The sequence below is a fragment of the Streptomyces sp. NPDC049577 genome, from assembly GCF_040675635.1.
GTDB lineage: Bacteria > Actinomycetota > Actinomycetes > Streptomycetales > Streptomycetaceae > Streptomyces.
In genome coordinates this window covers 19,415-39,136 of sequence record NZ_JBFAPH010000016.1, presented here as the reverse complement: position 1 = coordinate 39,136, position 19,722 = coordinate 19,415, and the positions used below count along the sequence as shown (strand labels likewise).

Annotated in this window: 15 protein-coding genes; 6 read left to right on the top strand and 9 right to left on the bottom strand. The window is 71.9% G+C overall.

All coding sequences use genetic code 11. The features are described from left to right. From lgt to AB0K09_RS04010, 4 genes are all read left to right on the top strand, one after another. Window positions 1-815 (top strand): prolipoprotein diacylglyceryl transferase (gene lgt / locus AB0K09_RS04025; protein ID WP_366063675.1); only part of this gene is annotated, 815 nt, incomplete at its 5' end. A gap of 226 nt (window positions 816-1,041) precedes the next feature. Then, the gene (locus AB0K09_RS04020; RefSeq protein ID WP_366063674.1) at window positions 1,042-1,773 is read left to right on the top strand and encodes a VIT1/CCC1 transporter family protein; all 732 of its coding nucleotides are present in this window, start codon (window positions 1,042-1,044) and stop codon (window positions 1,771-1,773) included. Between the two features lie 325 nt (window positions 1,774-2,098). Further along, window positions 2,099-6,625, top strand: coding sequence for a glutamate synthase large subunit (gltB, locus tag AB0K09_RS04015; protein ID WP_366063676.1), 4,527 nt, complete (start codon window positions 2,099-2,101; stop codon window positions 6,623-6,625). Beyond that, entirely contained in the window at window positions 6,618-8,078 is a 1,461-nt protein-coding gene (locus tag AB0K09_RS04010; RefSeq protein ID WP_366063673.1) for a glutamate synthase subunit beta, read from the top strand. The genes gltB and AB0K09_RS04010 overlap by 8 nt, the downstream gene beginning before the upstream one ends. A gap of 4 nt (window positions 8,079-8,082) precedes the next feature. Here the strand turns inward: AB0K09_RS04010 and AB0K09_RS04005 are convergent, their stop codons facing one another. The 4 genes from AB0K09_RS04005 to AB0K09_RS03990 all read right to left on the bottom strand — a co-directional run bounded on the left by AB0K09_RS04005 (window position 8,083) and on the right by AB0K09_RS03990 (window position 11,487). After that, window positions 8,083-8,751, bottom strand: coding sequence for a calcium-binding protein (locus tag AB0K09_RS04005; protein ID WP_366063672.1), 669 nt, complete (start codon window positions 8,749-8,751; stop codon window positions 8,083-8,085). Beyond that, window positions 8,748-9,941 (bottom strand): UDP-N-acetylglucosamine 2-epimerase (non-hydrolyzing), encoded by a 1,194-nt coding sequence (gene wecB / locus AB0K09_RS04000; protein ID WP_366063671.1) that lies wholly within the window; start codon window positions 9,939-9,941, stop codon window positions 8,748-8,750. The genes AB0K09_RS04005 and wecB overlap by 4 nt, the downstream gene beginning before the upstream one ends. A 95-nt stretch (window positions 9,942-10,036) precedes the next feature. Further along, window positions 10,037-11,290: a glycosyltransferase gene (locus AB0K09_RS03995; protein ID WP_366063670.1), complete on the bottom strand. Its 1,254-nt coding sequence runs from the start codon at window positions 11,288-11,290 to the stop codon at window positions 10,037-10,039. Further along, window positions 11,287-11,487: a hypothetical protein gene (locus AB0K09_RS03990; RefSeq protein WP_366063669.1), complete on the bottom strand. Its 201-nt coding sequence runs from the start codon at window positions 11,485-11,487 to the stop codon at window positions 11,287-11,289. Before AB0K09_RS03990 ends, AB0K09_RS03995 begins: the two co-directional genes overlap by 4 nt. A gap of 311 nt (window positions 11,488-11,798) precedes the next feature. Between AB0K09_RS03990 and AB0K09_RS03985 the strand changes: the two genes are divergently transcribed. After that, window positions 11,799-13,679, top strand: coding sequence for a polysaccharide deacetylase family protein (locus AB0K09_RS03985; RefSeq protein WP_366063668.1), 1,881 nt, complete (start codon window positions 11,799-11,801; stop codon window positions 13,677-13,679). Next, the gene (locus tag AB0K09_RS03980; RefSeq protein WP_366063667.1) at window positions 13,676-14,755 is read left to right on the top strand and encodes a hypothetical protein; all 1,080 of its coding nucleotides are present in this window, start codon (window positions 13,676-13,678) and stop codon (window positions 14,753-14,755) included. Before AB0K09_RS03985 ends, AB0K09_RS03980 begins: the two co-directional genes overlap by 4 nt. Before the next feature lie 10 nt (window positions 14,756-14,765). Here AB0K09_RS03980 and AB0K09_RS03975 read toward each other — a convergent pair whose 3' ends face one another. The 5 genes from AB0K09_RS03975 to AB0K09_RS03955 form a co-directional block, all read right to left on the bottom strand. Next, the gene (locus tag AB0K09_RS03975; protein WP_366063666.1) at window positions 14,766-15,467 is read right to left on the bottom strand and encodes an MBL fold metallo-hydrolase; all 702 of its coding nucleotides are present in this window, start codon (window positions 15,465-15,467) and stop codon (window positions 14,766-14,768) included. A gap of 356 nt (window positions 15,468-15,823) precedes the next feature. Further along, entirely contained in the window at window positions 15,824-16,987 is a 1,164-nt protein-coding gene (locus AB0K09_RS03970; RefSeq protein WP_366063665.1) for a histidine kinase, read from the bottom strand. Then, the gene (locus AB0K09_RS03965; protein ID WP_366063664.1) at window positions 16,984-17,661 is read right to left on the bottom strand and encodes a response regulator transcription factor; all 678 of its coding nucleotides are present in this window, start codon (window positions 17,659-17,661) and stop codon (window positions 16,984-16,986) included. The genes AB0K09_RS03970 and AB0K09_RS03965 overlap by 4 nt, the downstream gene beginning before the upstream one ends. A gap of 100 nt (window positions 17,662-17,761) precedes the next feature. Further along, the gene (locus AB0K09_RS03960; protein WP_366063663.1) at window positions 17,762-18,547 is read right to left on the bottom strand and encodes a hypothetical protein; all 786 of its coding nucleotides are present in this window, start codon (window positions 18,545-18,547) and stop codon (window positions 17,762-17,764) included. A 264-nt stretch (window positions 18,548-18,811) separates the two neighbouring features. Then, window positions 18,812-19,594 carry a serine protease gene (locus AB0K09_RS03955; protein ID WP_366063662.1) on the bottom strand — a complete coding sequence of 261 codons (783 nt, stop codon included), beginning with the start codon at window positions 19,592-19,594 and terminating at the stop codon, window positions 18,812-18,814. Window positions 19,595-19,722 lie beyond the last annotated feature (128 nt).

Below are 19,722 nucleotides of genomic sequence, written 5' to 3'. Positions count from 1 at the left end.
CGCGGGGCGGGCGGGCCGGGACGGAGGCGGACATCGCCGTGTGGGCGGTGCCCTTCGGGCTCGTCGGCGGCCGGCTGTATCACGTGATCACCGACTACGAGCTCTACTTCGGCGACGGCCGGAACTGGGTGAACGCCTTCAAGATCTGGGAGGGCGGCCTCGGCATCTGGGGCGCGGTCGCGCTCGGTGCGGTCGGGGCGTGGATCGGGTGCCGGCGGCGGGGGATCCCGCTGCCCGCGTACGCGGACGCCATCGCGCCCGGGATCGCGGTGGCGCAGGCGATCGGGCGCTGGGGCAACTGGTTCAACCAGGAGCTCTACGGCAAGCCCACCGATCTGCCCTGGGCGCTGAAGATCGACTCGGACCCGGCGATCGGGCGCGTGGGCGGTACCTACCACCCGACCTTCCTGTACGAGTCGCTGTGGTGCCTGGGCGTCGCCGCGCTGGTGATCTGGGCGGACCGGCGGTTCAAGCTCGGCCACGGGCGGGCCTTCGCGGTGTACGTCGCCGCCTACACCGTGGGCCGGTTCTGGACCGAGTCCCTGCGGGTGGACACCGCGCACCACGTTCTCGGCATGCGCCTCAACAACTGGACAGCGATCGTCCTCTTCCTCGCGGCCGTCGCGTACATCGTGATCTCGTCCAAGCGGGCCCCCGGCCGGGAGGCCGTCGTCGAGCCGGCGGCGCTGGAGGCGGACGCGGAGGCGGACGCGGACGCGGAGGCAGAGCCGAAGACCCCCGCGAAGGCCGCCGAGCCCGCCGAGGCCGCCGAGGCCGGTAACGGCTCCGCCTCCCCGCAGGACAAGAAGCTCTGAGAGCAGCAAGCGGCGCGGAAAGCGCCACGGCCGGTCCGGCGAGTACGACGCCGGGCCGGCCGTTCGCCGTTTGTGGCGACTTTTGTGTAACGGTCGGCATCGCCCCAGGTCAGAGCGGTAAGTACGGCCTTCCTTGCTAGCGGGCGCGCCCGTTCGTGCGTACCTTCGACTGGTGTGAGGGGTGGGGTACAAGGGCCCGCCCCGGGCGAAGGGAGCACCCCCGGACATGGCTGTCCTCGATACCGCCGCGGTGACGCACGTCGCGCACCGTGACAATCACACGCACCGCGATGTGAACGGTGGCTGGCTGCGTCCCGCCGTGTTCGGGGCGATGGACGGGCTGGTCTCCAACGTCGCGCTGATGACCGGTGTCGCGGGCGGCACCGCGTCCTCGCACGCCATCGTGATCGCCGGTCTGGCCGGGCTCGCGGCGGGCGCCTTCTCCATGGCGGCCGGCGAGTACACCTCCGTCGCCTCGCAGCGCGAGCTGGTGCAGGCCGAGCTGGATGTGGAGCGGCGCGAGCTGCGCAAGCACCCGGCGGACGAGCTGGAGGAGCTCGCGGCGCTGTACGAGTCCCGGGGCGTCGAGCCGAAGCTGGCGCGCGAGGTGGCGAAGCAGCTGTCGCACGACCCCGAGCAGGCGCTGGAGATCCACGCGCGCGAGGAGCTGGGCATCGACCCCTCCGATCTGCCGTCGCCGGCGGTGGCCGCCGCGTCGTCCTTCGGTTCGTTCGCGCTCGGCGCGCTGCTGCCCGTCCTGCCGTATCTGCTCGGGGCGACGGCCCTGTGGCCGGCGGTGGTGCTGGCGCTGCTCGGGCTGTTCGCCTGCGGGGCCGTCGTGGCCCGGGTGACCGCGCGGACCTGGTGGTTCAGCGGGCTGCGGCAGCTGCTGCTGGGCGGTGCGGCCGCCGGTGTGACGTACCTCCTCGGTATTGCGTTCGGGACGGCCGTCGGGTGATGCTTATGCGCACGGGCGTATAACGCCCGTGTGGCTGTGCGGTTTCGAACCCTTTTCGAGGGGGCACAATCCGACAGCGCGACCCGGCCCGGCGATCCCGAGTCCTCCGCGCGAGATGCCATGCGCGTCACAGCAGACGCCGCACACGCTGTCCACATGATGGAATCAGGGTTTCATTTTCTGAGAAGCCCGCCATCATGTAGCTCGTACGACTTCTTTTCTTCGCGGAGGGCCAACGTCGTCCCTCGGCACATGCACACGCCATGACTGCCAGACGACGACGGGAGCGCCGATGCGCCACGCATCCCACCCCGCCCAGCAGGGGATGTACGACCCGCGCAACGAGCACGACGCCTGTGGCGTCGGCTTCGTCGCGACCCTCACCGGCGAGGCGAGCCATGCGCTCGTGGAGCAGGCGCTCACCGTCCTGCGGAATATGGAGCACCGCGGCGCCACCGGCTCGGAGCCGGATTCGGGGGACGGCGCCGGCATCCTGATGCAGATCCCGGACGCCTTCCTGCGCGAGAGCGTGGACTTCGCGCTCCCCGCGGCCGGGGCGTACGCGGTCGGGATCGCCTTCCTGCCCGCCGAGGACCAGGCAGCGACCGATGCCGTCTCGCGCATCGAGACGATCGCGACCGAGGAGGGCCTGACCGTCCTCGGCTGGCGCACCGTCCCCGTCGCCCCCGAGCTGCTCGGCGCCAGCGCCCGCGCCACCATGCCGGACTTCCGCCAGCTGTTCGTCACCGACGGGAAGAACAGCGGACTCGCCCTCGACCGCAAGGCGTTCGTGCTGCGCAAGCGCGCCGAGCGCGAGGCGGACACCTACTTCCCCTCCCTCTCCGCCCGCACCATCGTCTACAAGGGCATGCTCACCACCGGGCAGCTGGAGCCCTTCTTCCCGGACCTCTCCGACCGGCGCTGCGCCACCGCCATCGCGCTCGTCCACTCCCGGTTCTCCACCAACACCTTCCCCAGCTGGCCGCTGGCGCACCCCTACCGCTTCGTCGCCCACAACGGTGAGATCAACACCGTCAAGGGCAACCGCAACTGGATGCGGGCCCGCGAATCCCAGCTGGCCAGCGAGCTGTTCGGGACCCAGGAGAGCCTGGAGCGGACCTTCCCCGTCTGTACGCCGGACGCCTCCGACTCCGCCTCCTTCGACGAGGTCCTGGAGCTGCTCCACCTCGGCGGGCGCTCGCTGCCGCACAGCGTGCTGATGATGATCCCCGAGGCCTGGGAGACCCACGCCTCCATGGACCCGGACCGGCGCGCCTTCTACCAGTACCACTCCACCCTGATGGAGCCCTGGGACGGCCCGGCCTGCGTCACCTTCACCGACGGCACCGTCGTCGGCGCCGTCCTCGACCGCAACGGCCTGCGCCCCGGCCGGTACTGGGTCACCGACGACGGGCTCGTCGTCCTCTCCTCCGAGGTCGGCGTCCTGGACATCGACCCCGCCAAGGTCGTCCGCAAGGGCCGCCTCCAGCCCGGGAAGATGTTCCTCGTCGACACCGGCGCCCACCGCATCATCGAGGACGACGAGATCAAGGCGGCCCTCGCCGCCGAACAGCCCTACAAGGAGTGGCTGGAGACCGGGCTCATCGAGCTCAAGGACCTCCCCGAGCGCGAGCACATCGTGCACACCCACGCCTCGGTCACCCGCCGCCAGCAGACCTTCGGCTACACCGAGGAGGAGCTGCGCGTCATCCTCGCGCCGATGGCGAAGACCGGCGCCGAGCCCATCGGCTCGATGGGCACGGACTCGCCGATCGCCGCGCTCTCCGAGCGGCCGCGGCTGCTCTTCGACTACTTCACCCAGCTGTTCGCCCAGGTCACCAACCCGCCGCTGGACGCCATCCGCGAGGAGCTCGTCACCTCGCTGATCTCCTCCCTCGGCCCGCAGCGCAACCTGCTGGAGCCGACCGCCGCGTCCTGCCGCAGCGTGACCCTGCCCTTCCCGGTCATCGACAACGACGAGCTGGCCAAGCTCATCCACATCAACGCCGACGGGGACCTGCCCGGCCTGAAGGCCGCGACCCTCTCCGGCCTCTACCGCGTGGCCGGCGGCGGCCAGGCGCTCGCCGCCCGGCTGGAGGCGATGTGCGCCGAGGCCGACGCCGCCATCGCCGGCGGCGCCCGCCTGATCGTCCTGTCCGACCGGCACTCCGACGCCGAGCACGCGCCGATCCCCTCGCTGCTGCTCACCTCCGCCATCCACCACCACCTCATCCGCACCAAGCAGCGCACCCAGGTGGGCCTGCTGGTCGAGGCCGGCGACGTCCGCGAGGTGCACCACGTCGCGCTGCTCATCGGTTACGGCGCGGCGGCGGTCAACCCGTACCTGGCCATGGAGTCCGTCGAGGACCTCGTCCGCCAGGGCACGTATTTTCGTGATCTCCCGAACCTCGCCCCCGAGGACGCCATCCGCAACCTCATCAAGGCACTCGGCAAGGGCGTCCTCAAGGTGATGTCCAAGATGGGCATCTCCACCGTCGCCTCCTACCGCGGCGCCCAGGTCTTCGAGGCCGTCGGCCTGGACGAGGAATTCGTCGGCACCTACTTCCACGGCACCGCCACCAAGATCGGCGGCGCGGGCCTGGACGTCGTCGCCCGCGAGGTCGCCGCGCGGCACGCCAAGGCCTACCCGGCCACCGGCGTCCCCACCAGCCACCGCCGCCTGGACATCGGCGGCGAGTACCAGTGGCGCCGCGAGGGCGAGCCACACCTGTTCGACCCCGAGACCGTCTTCCGGCTCCAGCACTCCACGCGCGAGCGCCGCTACGACATCTTCAAGCAGTACACGGCGCGCGTGGACGAGCAGTCCGAGCGGCTGATGACCCTGCGCGGACTGTTCTCCTTCAAGAGCGGCCGCACGCCCGTCCCGCTGGACGAGGTCGAGCCCGTCAGCGAGATCGTCAAGCGCTTCTCCACCGGCGCCATGTCCTACGGCTCCATCTCCCAGGAGGCCCACGAGACCCTCGCCATCGCCATGAACCGGCTGGGCGCCAAGTCCAACACCGGCGAGGGCGGCGAGGACCCCGAGCGCCTCCACGACCCGGCGCGCCGCTCGGCGATCAAGCAGGTCGCCTCCGGCCGCTTCGGCGTCACCAGCGAGTACCTGGTCAACGCGGACGACATCCAGATCAAGATGGCCCAGGGCGCCAAGCCCGGCGAGGGCGGCCAGCTGCCCGGCCACAAGGTCTACCCCTGGGTCGCGAAGACCCGGCACTCGACGCCCGGCGTCGGCCTGATCTCCCCGCCGCCGCACCACGACATCTACTCCATCGAGGATCTCGCCCAGCTGATCCACGACCTGAAGAACGCCAACCCGGCCGCCCGCATCCACGTCAAGCTCGTCTCCGAGGTCGGCGTCGGCACGGTCGCCGCCGGCGTCTCCAAGGCCCACGCCGACGTCGTGCTCATCTCCGGCCACGACGGCGGCACCGGCGCCTCCCCGCTGACCTCCCTCAAGCACGCGGGCGGCCCCTGGGAGCTCGGCCTGGCCGAGACCCAGCAGACCCTGCTGCTCAACGGTCTGCGCGACCGCATCGTCGTGCAGACCGACGGCCAGCTCAAGACCGGCCGCGACGTCGTCATCGCCGCCCTCCTCGGCGCCGAGGAGTTCGGCTTCGCCACGGCACCGCTGGTCGTCTCCGGCTGCGTCATGATGCGCGTCTGCCACCTGGACACCTGCCCGGTCGGCATCGCCACCCAGAACCCCGTCCTGCGCGAGCGGTTCAGCGGCAAGGCGGAGTTCGTCGTCAACTTCTTCGAGTTCATCGCCCAGGAGGTCCGCGAGCTGCTGGCCGAGCTCGGCTTCCGCAGCCTGAAGGAGGCCGTCGGCCAGGCCGGACTCCTCGACACCGGACGGGCCGTCGACCACTGGAAGGCCCAAGGGCTGGACCTCGCCCCGCTGCTGCACGTCCCCGACCTGCCCGCCGGCGCCGTCCGCCACCACGCCGTCGAACAGGACCACGGCCTGGCCAAGGCCCTCGACAACGAGCTGATCAAGCTCGCCGCCGACGCGCTCAACGCCGTCGGCGCCGAGGAGGTCCGGCCCGTCCGCGCCCAGGTGCCCATCCGCAACATCAACCGGACCGTCGGCACCATGCTCGGCCACGAGGTCACCAAGCGGTTCGGCGGCGCCGGGCTGCCCGAGGACACCATCGACATCACCTTCACCGGCTCCGCCGGCCAGTCCTTCGGCGCCTTCCTGCCGCGCGGCATCACCCTGCGCCTGGAGGGCGACGCGAACGACTACGTCGGCAAGGGCCTCTCCGGCGGCCGCATCGTCGTCCGCCCCGACCGGGGCGCCGACCACCTCGCCGAGTTCTCCACCATCGCCGGCAACACCCTCGCCTACGGCGCCACCGGCGGCGAGATGTTCCTGCGCGGCAGCGTCGGCGAACGCTTCTGCGTCCGCAACTCCGGCGCCACCGTCGTCTCCGAGGGCGTGGGCGACCACGGCTGCGAGTACATGACCGGCGGCCGGGCCGTCGTCCTCGGCCGCACCGGCCGCAACTTCGCGGCCGGCATGTCCGGCGGCGTCGCCTACGTCATCGACCTCGACACCGCGAACGTCAACAAGGAGCTGACCGGCGCCGTCGAACCCCTCGACGACGCAGACCGCCGGTGGCTGCACGACGTCGTGCGCCGCCACCACGAGGAGACCGGCTCCACCGTCGCGGCCGGACTCCTCACCGACTGGGACACCGCCGCGGCCCGCTTCCGCAAGGTCGTCCCGGCCACCTACAAGGCAGTGCTCGCCGCCAAGGACGCCGCCGAGCGAGCGGGGCTCTCCGAGAGCGAGACCCACGAGAAGATGATGGAGGCGGCGACTCATGGCTGACCCCAAGGGCTTCCTGACCACCGGCCGCGAGGTCGCACAGACCCGGCCCGTCGCCGAGCGCGTCAAGGACTGGAACGAGGTCTACGTCCCCGGCTCCCTGCTCCCGGTCATCGGCAAGCAGGCCGGGCGCTGCATGGACTGCGGCATCCCCTTCTGCCACAACGGCTGCCCGCTCGGAAACCTCATCCCCGAGTGGAACGACTACGCCTACCGCGACGACTGGCAGGCCGCCAGCGAGCGGCTGCACGCCACCAACAACTTCCCCGAGTTCACCGGCCGGCTCTGCCCCGCCCCCTGCGAGGCGGCCTGCGTCCTCGGCATCAACCAGCAGCCCGTCACCATCAAGAACGTCGAGGTCACCATCATCGACAAGGCCTGGGAGGCCGGTGACGTCACCCCCCAGCCGCCCGAGCGCCTCTCCGGCAAGACCGTCGCCGTCATCGGCTCCGGCCCCGCCGGCCTGGCCGCCGCCCAGCAGCTCACCCGCGCCGGGCACACGGTGGCCGTGTACGAGCGGGCCGACCGCATCGGCGGACTGCTGCGCTACGGCATCCCCGAGTTCAAGATGGAGAAGCGGCACATCAACCGGCGCATCGAGCAGATGCGCGCCGAGGGCACCAAGTTCCGCACCGAGGTGGAGATCGGCCGCGACATCGACGCCGCCACGCTGCGCAAGCGCTACGACGCCGTCGTCATCGCCGCCGGCGCCACCACCTCCCGCGACCTGCCCGTGCCCGGCCGCGATCTGGGGGGCATCCACTTCGCCATGGAGTACCTGCCCCTGGCCAACAAGGTGCAGGAGGGCGACCTCACCGTCTCCCCGATCAGCGCCGAGGGCAAGCACGTCGTCGTCATCGGCGGCGGCGACACCGGCGCCGACTGCGTCGGCACCGCCCACCGGCAGGGCGCGGCCTCCGTCACCCAGCTGGAGATCATGCCCCGGCCGGGCGAGACCCGCGGCGCCGGCCAGCCCTGGCCGACCTTCCCCATGCTCTACAAGGTCACCTCGGCGCACGAGGAGGGCGGCGAGCGGGTCTACTCCGTCTCCACGACGCACTTCGAGGGCGACGAGAACGGCAACGTGCGGTGGCTGCACCTGGTCGAGGTCGAGTTCACCGACGGAAAGCTCCGGCAGAAGCCGGGCACGGAGCGCCGCATCCCGGCGCAGCTCGTCACCCTGGCGATGGGCTTCACGGGTACGGACGTGGAGAACGGCCTGGTCGCGCAGTTCGGCGTCGACCTGGACGCGCGGGGGAACATCGCGCGGGACGCGGAGTACGCGACCAACGTGCCGGGCGTCTTCGTCGCGGGTGACGCGGGCCGGGGACAGTCCCTGATCGTCTGGGCCATCGCGGAGGGCCGGTCCGCGGCACGCGGAGTGGACCGGTACCTCACGGGTACGAGCGCCCTGCCGGCGCCGGTGCGGCCGACGGACCGCGCGCTGACCGTGTGACGGCTCAGTCCGGCGCGCTCGCCGTGACATCCGTGAACACCACCCTCGCGTCCTCCGTGTACACCCCGACGTTCCCCTTCAGATACGGCCGCTCCCGGTCCTCGTACGCCACCAGGCCCTTGCCGTCCACGCTCACCTCCATGCGGGCGCCCCGCTGGGCGATGCGTACGTCGGAGGTGTGCCCGACCGGGAAGGAGCCCGGGCCGGTGGCCAGGAAGCGCTGGCCACCGGGGTAGGCGGGGTCGCGCTTGCCGAGCTCCCAGCCGTTGGGCTTGAGGGTGACGTAGTAGAAGTGCTCGGGGTCGTTGTAGGCCCAGATCAGCCAGGGCACCTCCCACGGGTTGGGCTTGGGGGTGCGCAGCTGGGCGACCGTGCGCATCTTCGCGTGGAAGTCCACGTCCGTGAACTGCGTGGTGGAGACGATCAGTCCGGCGTGGGTCTCCCCGGCCTGCCGGGCCGGCTTGGGGGAGAGGGCCAGCCCGTCGGGCCGGCCGATGTTCTCGCCGTGGCCGTCGAAGACCGAGCGCCACGGGCCGTGGACCGATCCCTCGGCCCACGGCCGGTCCGGCTCGCCGCTGTCCTGCCAGATGCTGCTCACCGCCACGGCGATGGCCGCCGCCAGGGCGGCGGCCAGGAGTACGAGGGCCAGGGGCCGGGGCCGAACTCTCGTCATGCCGTCGAGTATGACCCCGGACCGTCGTGCCGCGTGGCGAGCAGCGGATCCGCCACCCCCGGCGCCTGCGCGTCCGCGCCGAAGTCCTCGGCGAGCTGCGCGACGATGCGTTCGGTGGCGTGGCCGTCGCCGAAGGGATTGCCGGCCGTCGCCATCGCGCGGTAGGTCTCCGCGTCGTCGAGCAGCCGCACCGCCGCGTCCAGGATCGCCTCGGGCTCGGTGCCCACCAGCCGGGCCGCGCCGGCCTCGACGGCCTCCGGCCGTTCGGTGGTGGTGCGCAGGACCAGGGCGGGCTTGCCCAGGCTGGGAGCCTCCTCCTGGATGCCGCCGGAGTCGGTCAGGACGAGGTCGCACGCGGCGAGGGTGGCGGAGAAGTCGAGGTAGCCCAGCGGCTCCACGACGCGGATGTTGGGGTGGCCGGAGAGTTCGGGCAGCAGTGCCTCCCGGACGGCCGGACTCTTGTGCAGCGGCAGCACGATCTCGACGTCGCCGCGGTCGGCCAGCCGCCAGACGGCCCTGCCCATGGCGCGCATCCTGTCGCCCTGGTTCTCGCGCCGGTGCAGGGTGAGCAGGACGCGCCGCAGGCCGCTGCGGAAGACGCTGGTTCCCTTGCCCTCGGCGAGCACCCACAGCAGGTTGTCGACCACGGTGTTGCCCGTGGTGAACACCTGGCTCTCCGGGACGCCCTCGGCCGTCAGATGGCCGGCGGCCCGGGGTGTGGGGGCGAAGTGCCAGCGGGCCATGCGGCCGATGAGACGGCGGTTGAGCTCCTCGGGGAAGGGGTTGTCCAGCACCCCGGTGCGCAGACCCGCCTCGACGTGGGCGACGGGCAGGTGTTCGTAGAAGGCGGCGAGGGCGCCGGTCATGGCGGTGGTGGTGTCGCCCTGCACGATGACCAGATCCGGTCGTACGTCGTGGACGACCTCGCCCAGACCGTCCACCAGACGGGCGGTCAGCTTGGCCAGATCCTGACGGTCGCGCATCACGTCCAGTTCCACGCGCACCTCGACACCCAGCAGTTCCAGCATCTGCTGGAGCATCTCGCGGTGCTGACCGGTGGTGACGACGATGGGTTCGAAGAGGGGCGAGGCGGCCATCGCCCGGGCGACCGGGGCGAGTTTGATGGCCTCGGGACGGGTGCCCAGTACGAGCATGGCGCGTACGGGCGCGTTGATGATGTCCGTGGACATGGGGCTCCCTGGGAGAGGAGTGACAAGAGGTCGGGTCGAGGAGGCGCCGGGGCCCGCCGGGCCGCGCCGTCGGCCTCGCGATGAGGTCCGCGCGGTCAGGTGCGCGCGGTCTTGAGCCAGGTCTGCTTGCCGGTGAGCATCCGCCACAGGCCCCACCAGCCGGCCGCGAACCAGATGTAGCCGTAGATCACGAAGACGTGGGAGAGCAGGATCGCGCGCACCAGCCCGAGGCCCTGCTCGCGGCGGGAGTAGACCCAGCCGTAGGCGTACGCCGCGGTGAAGGAGAGCACGTACGGGCCGATCACCCACATGGGGGAGAACAGCGGGTGCCCTGCCTGCACCGAGCCGACGACGGCGCCGGCGGTGGCGACGATGAAGGACACCGGCAGCAGCGAGGTGAGCAGGATGAGGACCGGGCTGGAGAGGTGGTAGAGCAGGTCCACGGCGGCCCGGCCGGGCACCTCGCGCAGTATCAGCGGCACCAGCCCCGCCGACTGCAGATGGCCCTGGAACCAGCGCGACCGCTGGCGGACCAGGCGCCGTACGTCGAGGACGGCCTGCTGGGAGACGGCGGCGGTGGTGCAGTGCTGGTTGGTCCAGCCGCGTGCGATCAGGCGGACGCCCAGGTCGAGGTCCTCGGTCAGGGAGTCGCTCCAGGGGCCCTTGCCGTCCTCGCTCATAAGGGTGTCGAGTGCGGCCAGCCGCATGAACTGCCCGTTGCCGCCCATGCCGACGCTGCCGATGTAGCGCCGGGCGCTCTGGAAGATGTCGCCGTAGATCACGAACTCCATGTCCTGGAGCCGGGCGAGCAGGCCCTTGTGCCGGTTGTACATCCGCACGCCGATCTGGGTGGCGCCGGTACGCGGGTTGTCGAAGTAGGGGTCGACGGCCTGGACCACGTGCTGGTCGAGCCGGCCGTCGGCGTCCACGACGCAGACGATGACGTCGCGCGGGTCGTGGCCGTCGAGGAGGCCGGACTCCCGCAGGTGGCGGATGCCGGCGTTGAGGGCCGCGCCCTTGCCCTTGCGGGCGTTCGGCAGTTCGCGCCGCAGCAGCCGGACCCGGTCGGAGTCGGCGGCCCGCGCGACGTCGGAGGTGCGGTCGTCGGAGGCGTCGTCGATGACGAGGGCGATGAAATTCCCGGCCGGCAGGCCGGTGATGCGGGCCAGGCTCTCCGCGAGGACCTTTTCCTCGTTCAGACATGCGAGCAGAAAGACGTAGAGGCGTTGGGCGCGCGGGCCGCGGCGGCGCCGGACGCGGACCCTGGAGAGTACGAAGAGGGCGCTGTTGTAGCAGCCGGCCATCACGATGATGGCGATGCTGGAGCCCAGGAGAACTTCCGAGATCATGAGCGGTCACCGTGGTTCCGTACCTGGAACCACGCTTTTGCCGAAAGAAGAACGACAGCGACGGAGCAGTAGAGCAGAAAGCCGGCCCCCGCGGCCTCCTGGAGCCCCTTCGCGAAGGGTATGCCCGGCATGACCTCGGGCGCCGCCGTCAGCCCGGCCAGCGGCAGGACCGTCCCCAGAGCGGGTTTTCCGTACATGGGTTCCCCCCCATTTTCGCCACGCTTGAGGCGTGCGGAGGGAAGGTACCAGACTGAACCAGTAATTCCGTCGGGGATGGCAGGAGTTGTTGATTCGGAACATTTAATTCTTCTGAGAGCCCGGTTAAGTCCGCTGTTCAGCGGCGTGTTGTGACGGATGGGATTTAAGGTCTGCACCAATTTCCGTGTTCACAACTGCCCGCTCCGGACCACTGTTGTCTATTGACATAAATCTCCCCGCACCACAAGAATCGGCCAACTGTCGGGATCGGCAGACTTTCGCCGTGCAAACGGCGAACCAGGGGGGAATCGTGAAGATATTCGACAGGAGAGCCCGTGTACGCCGGGTTCTGTTCGTCCTCGGCGCGCTCGCCGCCGTCCTCGGCGGCTTCGTCTTCTCCATAGGCGCCGACGCCGCGACGACCAAGCCGCGCCCGCCGCACGGCCTGGCCGGCGTCGGGGCCGCCGCGCTCTCGGCCCCGACCACCGGCGACCTCAAGAGCTGGGAGGCCGACCGGCTGCGCAACGACCAGGCACGCCGGGCCGGTTCGCTCGTGATCAAGCCCGCGCCCGTGACCAAGACGACCGTGACCAAGGCAACCGCGACCAAGGCGACCGCGACCAAGTCGGCCGGCACCGTCACCCAGGCCGCCACCCTCGCCGCCCCGGCGGGCACCTCGGCCCTCGTCCTCTACGACACCACCGGGCCCTACGGCTACCTCGGTGAGCTCTACGCCATGGCCGTCGCCAACCTCGCCGGCCACTTCGGCACCGTGACGAGCAAGCCCGTCTCCGCCTACACCGCCGGTCTCGTCGAGCAGTACACCGCCACGATCTACATCGGCTCCACCTACTACGGCGGCTCCCTGCCCGACGCGGTCCCCGCCGCCTTCTACCACGACGCCCTGGCCACCGGCCGGCCCGTCACCTGGATCGGCGACAACATCTGGAACATGGCCAACAGCGTCGGCGTCACCACCTTCGAGCAGAAGTACGGCTGGGACCCCACCAACTCGTACTACGCGCCCGGCGGTACCGTCGGTGACATCACCCAGGTCACGTACAAGAACCAGCAGCTGACCAGGAAGATCCCGGCCGGCTTCGACGGCGGGGTGCTGCACCCGGCCGTCCTCAGCGGCCCCGGCTACCCGCAGGTCACCGAGCTCGCCCAGGCCACCGACGCCAACTCCGGCGCCACCAGCCCCTGGGCCATCCGCTCCGGCAACCTCACCTACGTGGGCGAGATCCCCTTCACCTACGTCTCCGAGTCCGACCGCGTCATCGTCTTCGAGGACCTCCTCTTCGACGGACTCGCCCCCGCCACCGCCGAACGCCACCGCGCCTTCGTCCGGCTGGAGGACATCAGCCCCAAGGCCGACCCGGCCGAGCTGAAGGCCATGGCGGACTACCTCTACGCGCAGAAGATCCCCTACGGGATCAACGTCATCCCCGTCTACACCGACCCCAAGGGCGTCTACAACAACGGCAAGGCCGAGACCGTCACCCTCGCCCAGGCACCCCAGGTCGTCACCCAGATCAAGTACATGCTCGCCCACGGCGCCGTACTGATGGACCACGGCTACACGCACCAGTACAGCAACGTCAACAACCCGTACACCGGGGTCACCGGCGACGACTTCGAGTTCTTCCGCGCCCACGTCGACGCCAACGACAACGTCGTCTACGACGGACCGCCCGCCGAGGACAGCACCGTCTGGGCCCAGGGCCGCGTCACCCAGGCGCTCGCCGGCTTCGCCGCCGCGGGCCTGCCCAAGCCGGCCCTGTGGACCACCCCGCACTACGCGGCCTCCGCCGCCGACTACAAGGTCCTCGGCCAGAACTTCACGGCCCGTCTGGAACGTTCCCTGTACTTCGCGGGAACCCTCAGCGGCCAGCCGGTGAACGCCTCCCGGTACATCGGCCAGTTCTTCCCGTACTGGGTCAAGGACGTCTACGGTACGACCGTGCTGCCCGAGAACATCGGCAACTACGAGCCGCAGCCGTACAACAACCACCCGGCCCGGCTCCCCGCCGACCTGATCGCGTCCGCCAAGGCGAACCTGGCCGTCCGGGACGGCGTCGCCAGCTTCTTCTACCACCCGTACTACCCGGTGGCCCCGCTCCAGCAGACGATCGAGGGCATCAAGGCCCTCGGCTACACCTTCGTCGGTCCCACGGAACTCGGCCAGTGAACGCGACGAGGAGGGCGGCCGCCGCACTGGCGGTGGCGGCCGCCCTCCTCCTCGCAGGCTGCTCCACCGGCGGCGGGCCCGCACCCGGCGAATCCGGCGGATCAGGCGACACCGGCGGCACGCACTCCGCACGCCCCGACGGGAGGAAGGTGAGCACCCTGCGCGGCATCACGCTCCCCGCCTGGAACACCGGCGACTACGACCGCCCCGAGGCCGCCGGCTATCTGCGCCAGATCGCCGCCACCGGCGCCCGCTGGGTGACCTTCACACCCACCTGGTACCAGGACGACATCACCGACACGGCCCCGCACGTCACCGACGAGACCGCGGGCGACGACAGCCTGCGCCACATCACCGCCCTGGCCCACGCGGCCGGCCTCAAGACCATGCTCAAACCCCACGTCGACCTCACCAAGGGCACCGACCGCGCCGAGATCGCACCCCGCGACAAGGACGCCTGGTTCGCCGCGTACGAGCGCTTCATCACCCACTACGCGCAACTCGCCGCCGACACCGGCACCGAACAGCTCGCCGTCGGCACCGAGCTCGCCGGCACCTCGCGGGACGGCGACCGCTGGAGCCACGTCATCGCCGCCGTCCGCGCGCACTACAAGGGCCCCCTCACCTACGCCGCCAACTACGACGAGTACGAGAACATCCCCTTCTGGGACGAACTCGACGTCATCGGCATCGACGCCTACTGGCCCCTGGCCGACAAGCCCACCACCGACACGTCACGGCTGCGTCAGGCGTGGCAGCCCATCACCGACCGGCTCGCCGCCTTCTCCGCCCGCCACCACCGCAAGATCCTCTTCACCGAGGCGGGCTACGTCAGCCAGCGCGGCACCACCACCGCCCCCTACTCCTGGACCGTCAGCAAGCGCAACGGCGACGCCGAACAGGCCGCCGCCTACGAGGCGTTGCTCGCGACGTTCGACGGCAAGCCGTGGTGGGCCGGCGTCTGCTGGTGGATGTGGGACGACTGGCCCGATGCCGGGGAGACGGCCAAGCGGCTCGCCTACACCCCGCACGGCAAACCGGCCGAGGGCGTACTGCGCCGCTGGTGGGAGCGGTAGCCCCTGCTGCCTAGCCGGCCAGCTGCGCCACGGCCGTCCGCAGCGCCTTCCCGGCGCCGCTGGTGACCGGGTCGCCGTGGCCGAAGCAGGCGACCTCGACGTCCAGCGCGGCCTGGCGGCGGAAGGACTCGATCGCCTGTGCGCGGTCGACGTTGAAGACGCCGAGTATCACCCCGTGGGGATCCGCATGGGCGATGGTGTCGCCCGTGAACAGGGCGCCCAGGTGCGGGAGATGGACGGCGATGCTGCCGGCCGTGTGCCCGGGGACGTGCACCACGCGGGCGCCGGGACCCCAGCCGAGGGAGTCGCCGTCGGCCAGGGTGCGGTCGACGCGGCAGGGCGGGCCGGGCGGAACGCCCGGGGCGACGGCGTCGTAGAGGGGCCGCTCCCAGTCGAGCAGCACGGGCGCCGGCTCGGGCCGCTCGCCCCTGATGACGGGCGCCTCCTCGACGGCGGCCAGAACGGTCGCCCCTGTGGCGGCGGCGAGGGCGGCGGCCGAGCCGGTGTGGTCGTTGTGGGAGTGGGTCAGCAGGATCTCGCGCAGATCGGCGGGCCCGGCGCCGAGCCCGGCGAGGGCGTCGAGGATCTCCTGGGCGTACCCGGCCGATCCGGTGTCGACGAGGGCCCACCCGTCGGGAACGCGGATGGCGTAGGCCTGGCCGACGGGGAAGCGCAACATCCAGATACCGGGGATGACTTCGGTGGTTTCCATGGGGCGACGGTAACGACCGTTCCCGTCCCGGCCCCAGGGCATTGAGCCGGAGGCGAACGAGATCCGCGCCGGGCGAAAACGGGCACCTTGCCGGTGGATCCAACGTTCGGGGCGAGCCGCCCGGCCCCACCTCCCGCCGCGGCGGCGGGACACCACAACGGCGAAGGCGGAATGCGCGATCGCCGCGCCGGAGGCGGATCGGCACCGCCGGGCCGGCCGTGGTGGCTGGGCGCCGTTGCGGCGGGGTGGGGGTGCTGGACCGTTGACGGTCGATCGCCGCGCCGGAGGCGGTTTCGCACTGCCGGGCCGGCCGGCGTGGGCGGGGCGCCGTTGCGGCGGGTGGAGGGGCCGGACCGTCATGACCCGCCCCGAGGGGCCTGCTCCAGGGGGAAGACCGCCGTGACCTGCCAGCCGCCCTCCGGGGTCGGGCCGGCCCGCAGGTGGCCGCCCAGGGCCCGGGCGCGTTCGGACAGACCGACGAGACCGAAGCCGCCGCCCCGGGCCTGGTCGGAGAGCGCGGCGGCGTCCCCGCCGTCGTTCGCGACGCGCAGCTCGACCCCCTCCGGTACGCCGCGTACGGCGACCCGTACCGCCGTGGCGTCCGCGGCGTGCTTGCGGACGTTCGTGAGCGCCTCGCGGACGACGCGGTGGATGCCCGCCGCGACCTCGCCCGGCAGCCGGCCCTCCAGACCGCGCTCGATGGAGAGCGCCACCGGCGGGCCGGTACGCGTGAAGGACTCGACGAGCGCCCGCACCTCGGGCAGGCCCGCGACGGGCTCGGTACCCGCCTGGCCCTCGCGCAGGATGCCCACCAGGCGCCGCATCGCGCCCAGCGCCTCTGTCGCGGAGACCTCGATGCGCTCGAACGCCGCCGCGGCGGCCGGCCCGTCGAGGGCGGTGAAGCGGGCGGCCTGGGCCTGGACCGCGATGCCGGTGATGTGGTGCGCGACGAGGTCGTGCAGTTCGCGGGCGAGTTCGTGCCGCTCGGCGGTGCGCACGGCCGCCAGGTCGCGCACGCGCTGGGCGGCCTGGCCGCGCAGCAGCAGGGAGTAGCCGCCCACGACGACGGTCAGCATGCTGAACAGGGCGGTGAACCACTCGGGGTTGAGGTCGCGGACGGGCACGGCGACCGTGACGGCCGCGAGCAGCGGCCCGAGGACGGCCGCGACGCGGCCGGGGGAGCGGCTGACGACGGCCGTGAGCAGGACGAGCAGGGCGATGTCCTCGCCCATGCCCCACACGACGGTGGGGTGCCGGCCGGTCATCAGGACGACGGAGGCGGTGCCGGAGACCACGACGGCGACGCTCGCCCGCACGGGCAGCGGGATCCGGGCGTAGGGCACGGCGCACAGGCAGACGATGACGCCGGAGACCAGGACGACGACGTGCGGCCGGGTGGGCCGGCGGGCGAGGTGCAGGCCCTCGAAGGCGACGAGGAAGAGCAGGAAGAGGCCGAGCGCGGCCTTGGCCGCAGCCGCCCGCCGGGGGTACCGGGTGGCCCACCCGGCCCATCTGCTCATGTGCCGCCCGAGGCCAGTCCGCTCTCCCAGGCCCAGGCGGCGATCTCGACGCGGTTCCGGGCGTCGAGCTTGAGCTGCACGTTGGCCAGGTGGGTCTTGACCGTGGAGAGGGAGACGAACAGTTCGCCCGCGATCTCGGCGTTCGTCGCCCCGCGCGCCAGGCAGCGCACAACGTCGGCCTCGCGGTCGGTCAGGGGTTCGGAGGGCACCTTCGCGGGGCCGGTGCCCCCGGGCCGGGCCATGTCGCGCAGCAGCCGGACGGTGATGGCGGGGGAGATGAGCGAGTCGCCGACGGCAGCGGCGTGCACGGCCTCGACGAGCATGGCGGGGCTGGCGTCCTTGAGCAGGAAGCCGGAGGCGCCGTGGCGCAGGGCGGCCTGCACGTATTCGTCGAGGTCGAAGGTGGTGACGATGACGATGCGGGGCCGCCCGCCGCGCTCGGGGTGGGCGGCGGTGAGGTCGGAGAGCCGGCGGGTGACCTCCAGCCCGTCCAGCTTGGGCATGCGGATGTCGAGGAGCAGCACGTCGGGCCGGTGCTCCTCGACGGCCGCCAGGGCGGCCTCGCCGTCCACGACGTCGGCGACGACCTCGATGTCGGGCTGGCTCTCCAGGATCATCCGGAAGCCGGTGCGGACCATCTCCTGGTCGTCCGCGATGACCACGGTGATCGCCATGCTGTGTCCTCCGGCCTTCCGGGAGGTGCGGGGTGTGCCGGGCGCATCCCCATGTCACCGGGGGTGCCCGGCCGCCGCAACCGCAGCGGGGCCGCGTACGTCAGGATCCGCCGGCCGGGCGCGCGGCGGCGCGGCGGCGGGCGAGGCGGCGCAGGCCGTACGCGCCGCCTCCGAGCGCGAGCAGGGCGGCGCCGCCGGCGACGGCGGGCCGGGTCAGGTCGTGCCGTCCCTTGATCACCTGGCCGGCCTCGACGACGCGCTGCACGGGGTTGCCGGCCGCGTGGTGGGCGTGGCGGCGGTGTCCGCCGGACGCCGTGGCGGCCGCGTGCTCCTGGACGGCGGCGCCGGCGCTCCGGCCGCCGGGAAGGCGGGGGGTGCCGTCGAGGGTGTGGCGCAGGGAGCCGGACGCGAAGTCGTAGTAGTTGGCCAGGCGGCTCCCGTCGAGCTGGGCGCGGAGGGTGGGCCGGCCGGTGTCGCCGCCGATGATCCGCAGGTGCAGCCGCTCGACGTCGGCCGTGGGGCGGGCGGTGTCGAGGGTGTGCCGGTGGGTGCCGTGGGAGGTGACGGTGACGCGGGTGCCGCCACTGCCGGAGTGCAGCCGGGCTCGGCTGCCGTCCGGCAGGAGGACCTGCTGGACGGTGACCGTGCGGGGTCCGGGACGGGTGTCCTTGCCGCCGCGCGGGTCGCGCGCGCCCTCGGCGCCGGGGGCGCCGCCCCTGCCGTCCCCGTCGTCCGCGTCGTTCGCGGGGAGCACCGAGGTCACCGTCGGCGCCGCGGCCGCCGGTGCTGCCGCCGTCGCGGCGATGGCGTCGGCCGTGGGGTAGACCACCGCGCCGGCGGCGGCGGTGAGGACGGCCACGGCGGCGATGCGGGACTTCACGGACACGAGGGGAGCGCCTTTCGACTACGTACGACCACGCACCTCACGTTAGTGACCTTTACGCGGCGCACACCTCGACTGTCCGACCATTTGCTTCTCCGCCGAAAGGATGACGGGGGCCCTGGGGGGTCCTACCGGAGTCGCCCCCGGGGCGCACGCGGACGGGCCACCCGGAGACCCGAGGGGGCTGGGCCATCCGGGCGGCCCGTGTGGCGCGGGTGGGGGAATCCGGGGAGCCCAGGGGGAGGCCCCGGGGACGCCCCGGGGTGCTCACAGGCTCGCGGCGGCGGACCTGATCGCGGAGGCGAAGGTGCTGACCTCGCTGTAGACGCCGGGGTAGCCGGGCCGGGCGCAGCCCTCGCCCCAGCTGACGATGCCGACCTGGATCCAGGCGCCGGAGTCGTCCTTGCGGAACATCGGGCCGCCCGAGTCGCCCTGGCAGGTGTCGACGCCGCCGGTGTCCATGTAGCCGGCGCATATCTCGTCGCCCGGGGTGAGGCTGTCGCCGTAGGCGCCCTGGCAGGTGGCGTCGTCGACGAAGGGCACGGTGGCCTTGAGCAGGGAGCGCTGCTGGCCGCCGCCCTCGCGCGTGGCGCCCCAGCCGGCGATGGTGAAGGTGCCGTTGTTGTAGGCGGTGGTGTCGGCGATCTTGAGGGTGGGCAGGTTGACCGGCTTGGCCAGCTTGATCAGTGCCCAGTCCTTGCCCGCGCCGTTGTAGCCCGGGGCCTGCAGGACGCGGGTGGACTTGACCTTGATCGCCTGGGAGGAGTTGAGGTCGACGACGCCGGCGGTGGCGGTGATCGAGGTGTTGGGGCCGCTGCCGTCCACGCAGTGCGCGGCGGTCAGCACGATCTGCTGGGTGAGCAGGGCGCCGCCGCAGCCCATGGAGAGCCGCACCATCCAGGGGAACTCGCCCTGCTGGGCGCGGGTGCCGCCGACGACACCGGGGCCGGGTTCCTGGGCCTGGGCACCGCCGGGCTGGAGGCTGAACGCGGCGAGCGCGACGGCGCCGACGGCGGTGCATCTCTTGAGCGCCTTGAGGTAGTTGCGCAACGGACTTCCTTCCGTGGAGGGTTGCGCGCACCTGAGAAGTCATGCCCATGACACTGCACAGCCGATGGCAGGGTCGTGCTCATGACAATGCGCGTCTCGCGATTATCGACCCGCGTGACGCATGGGCC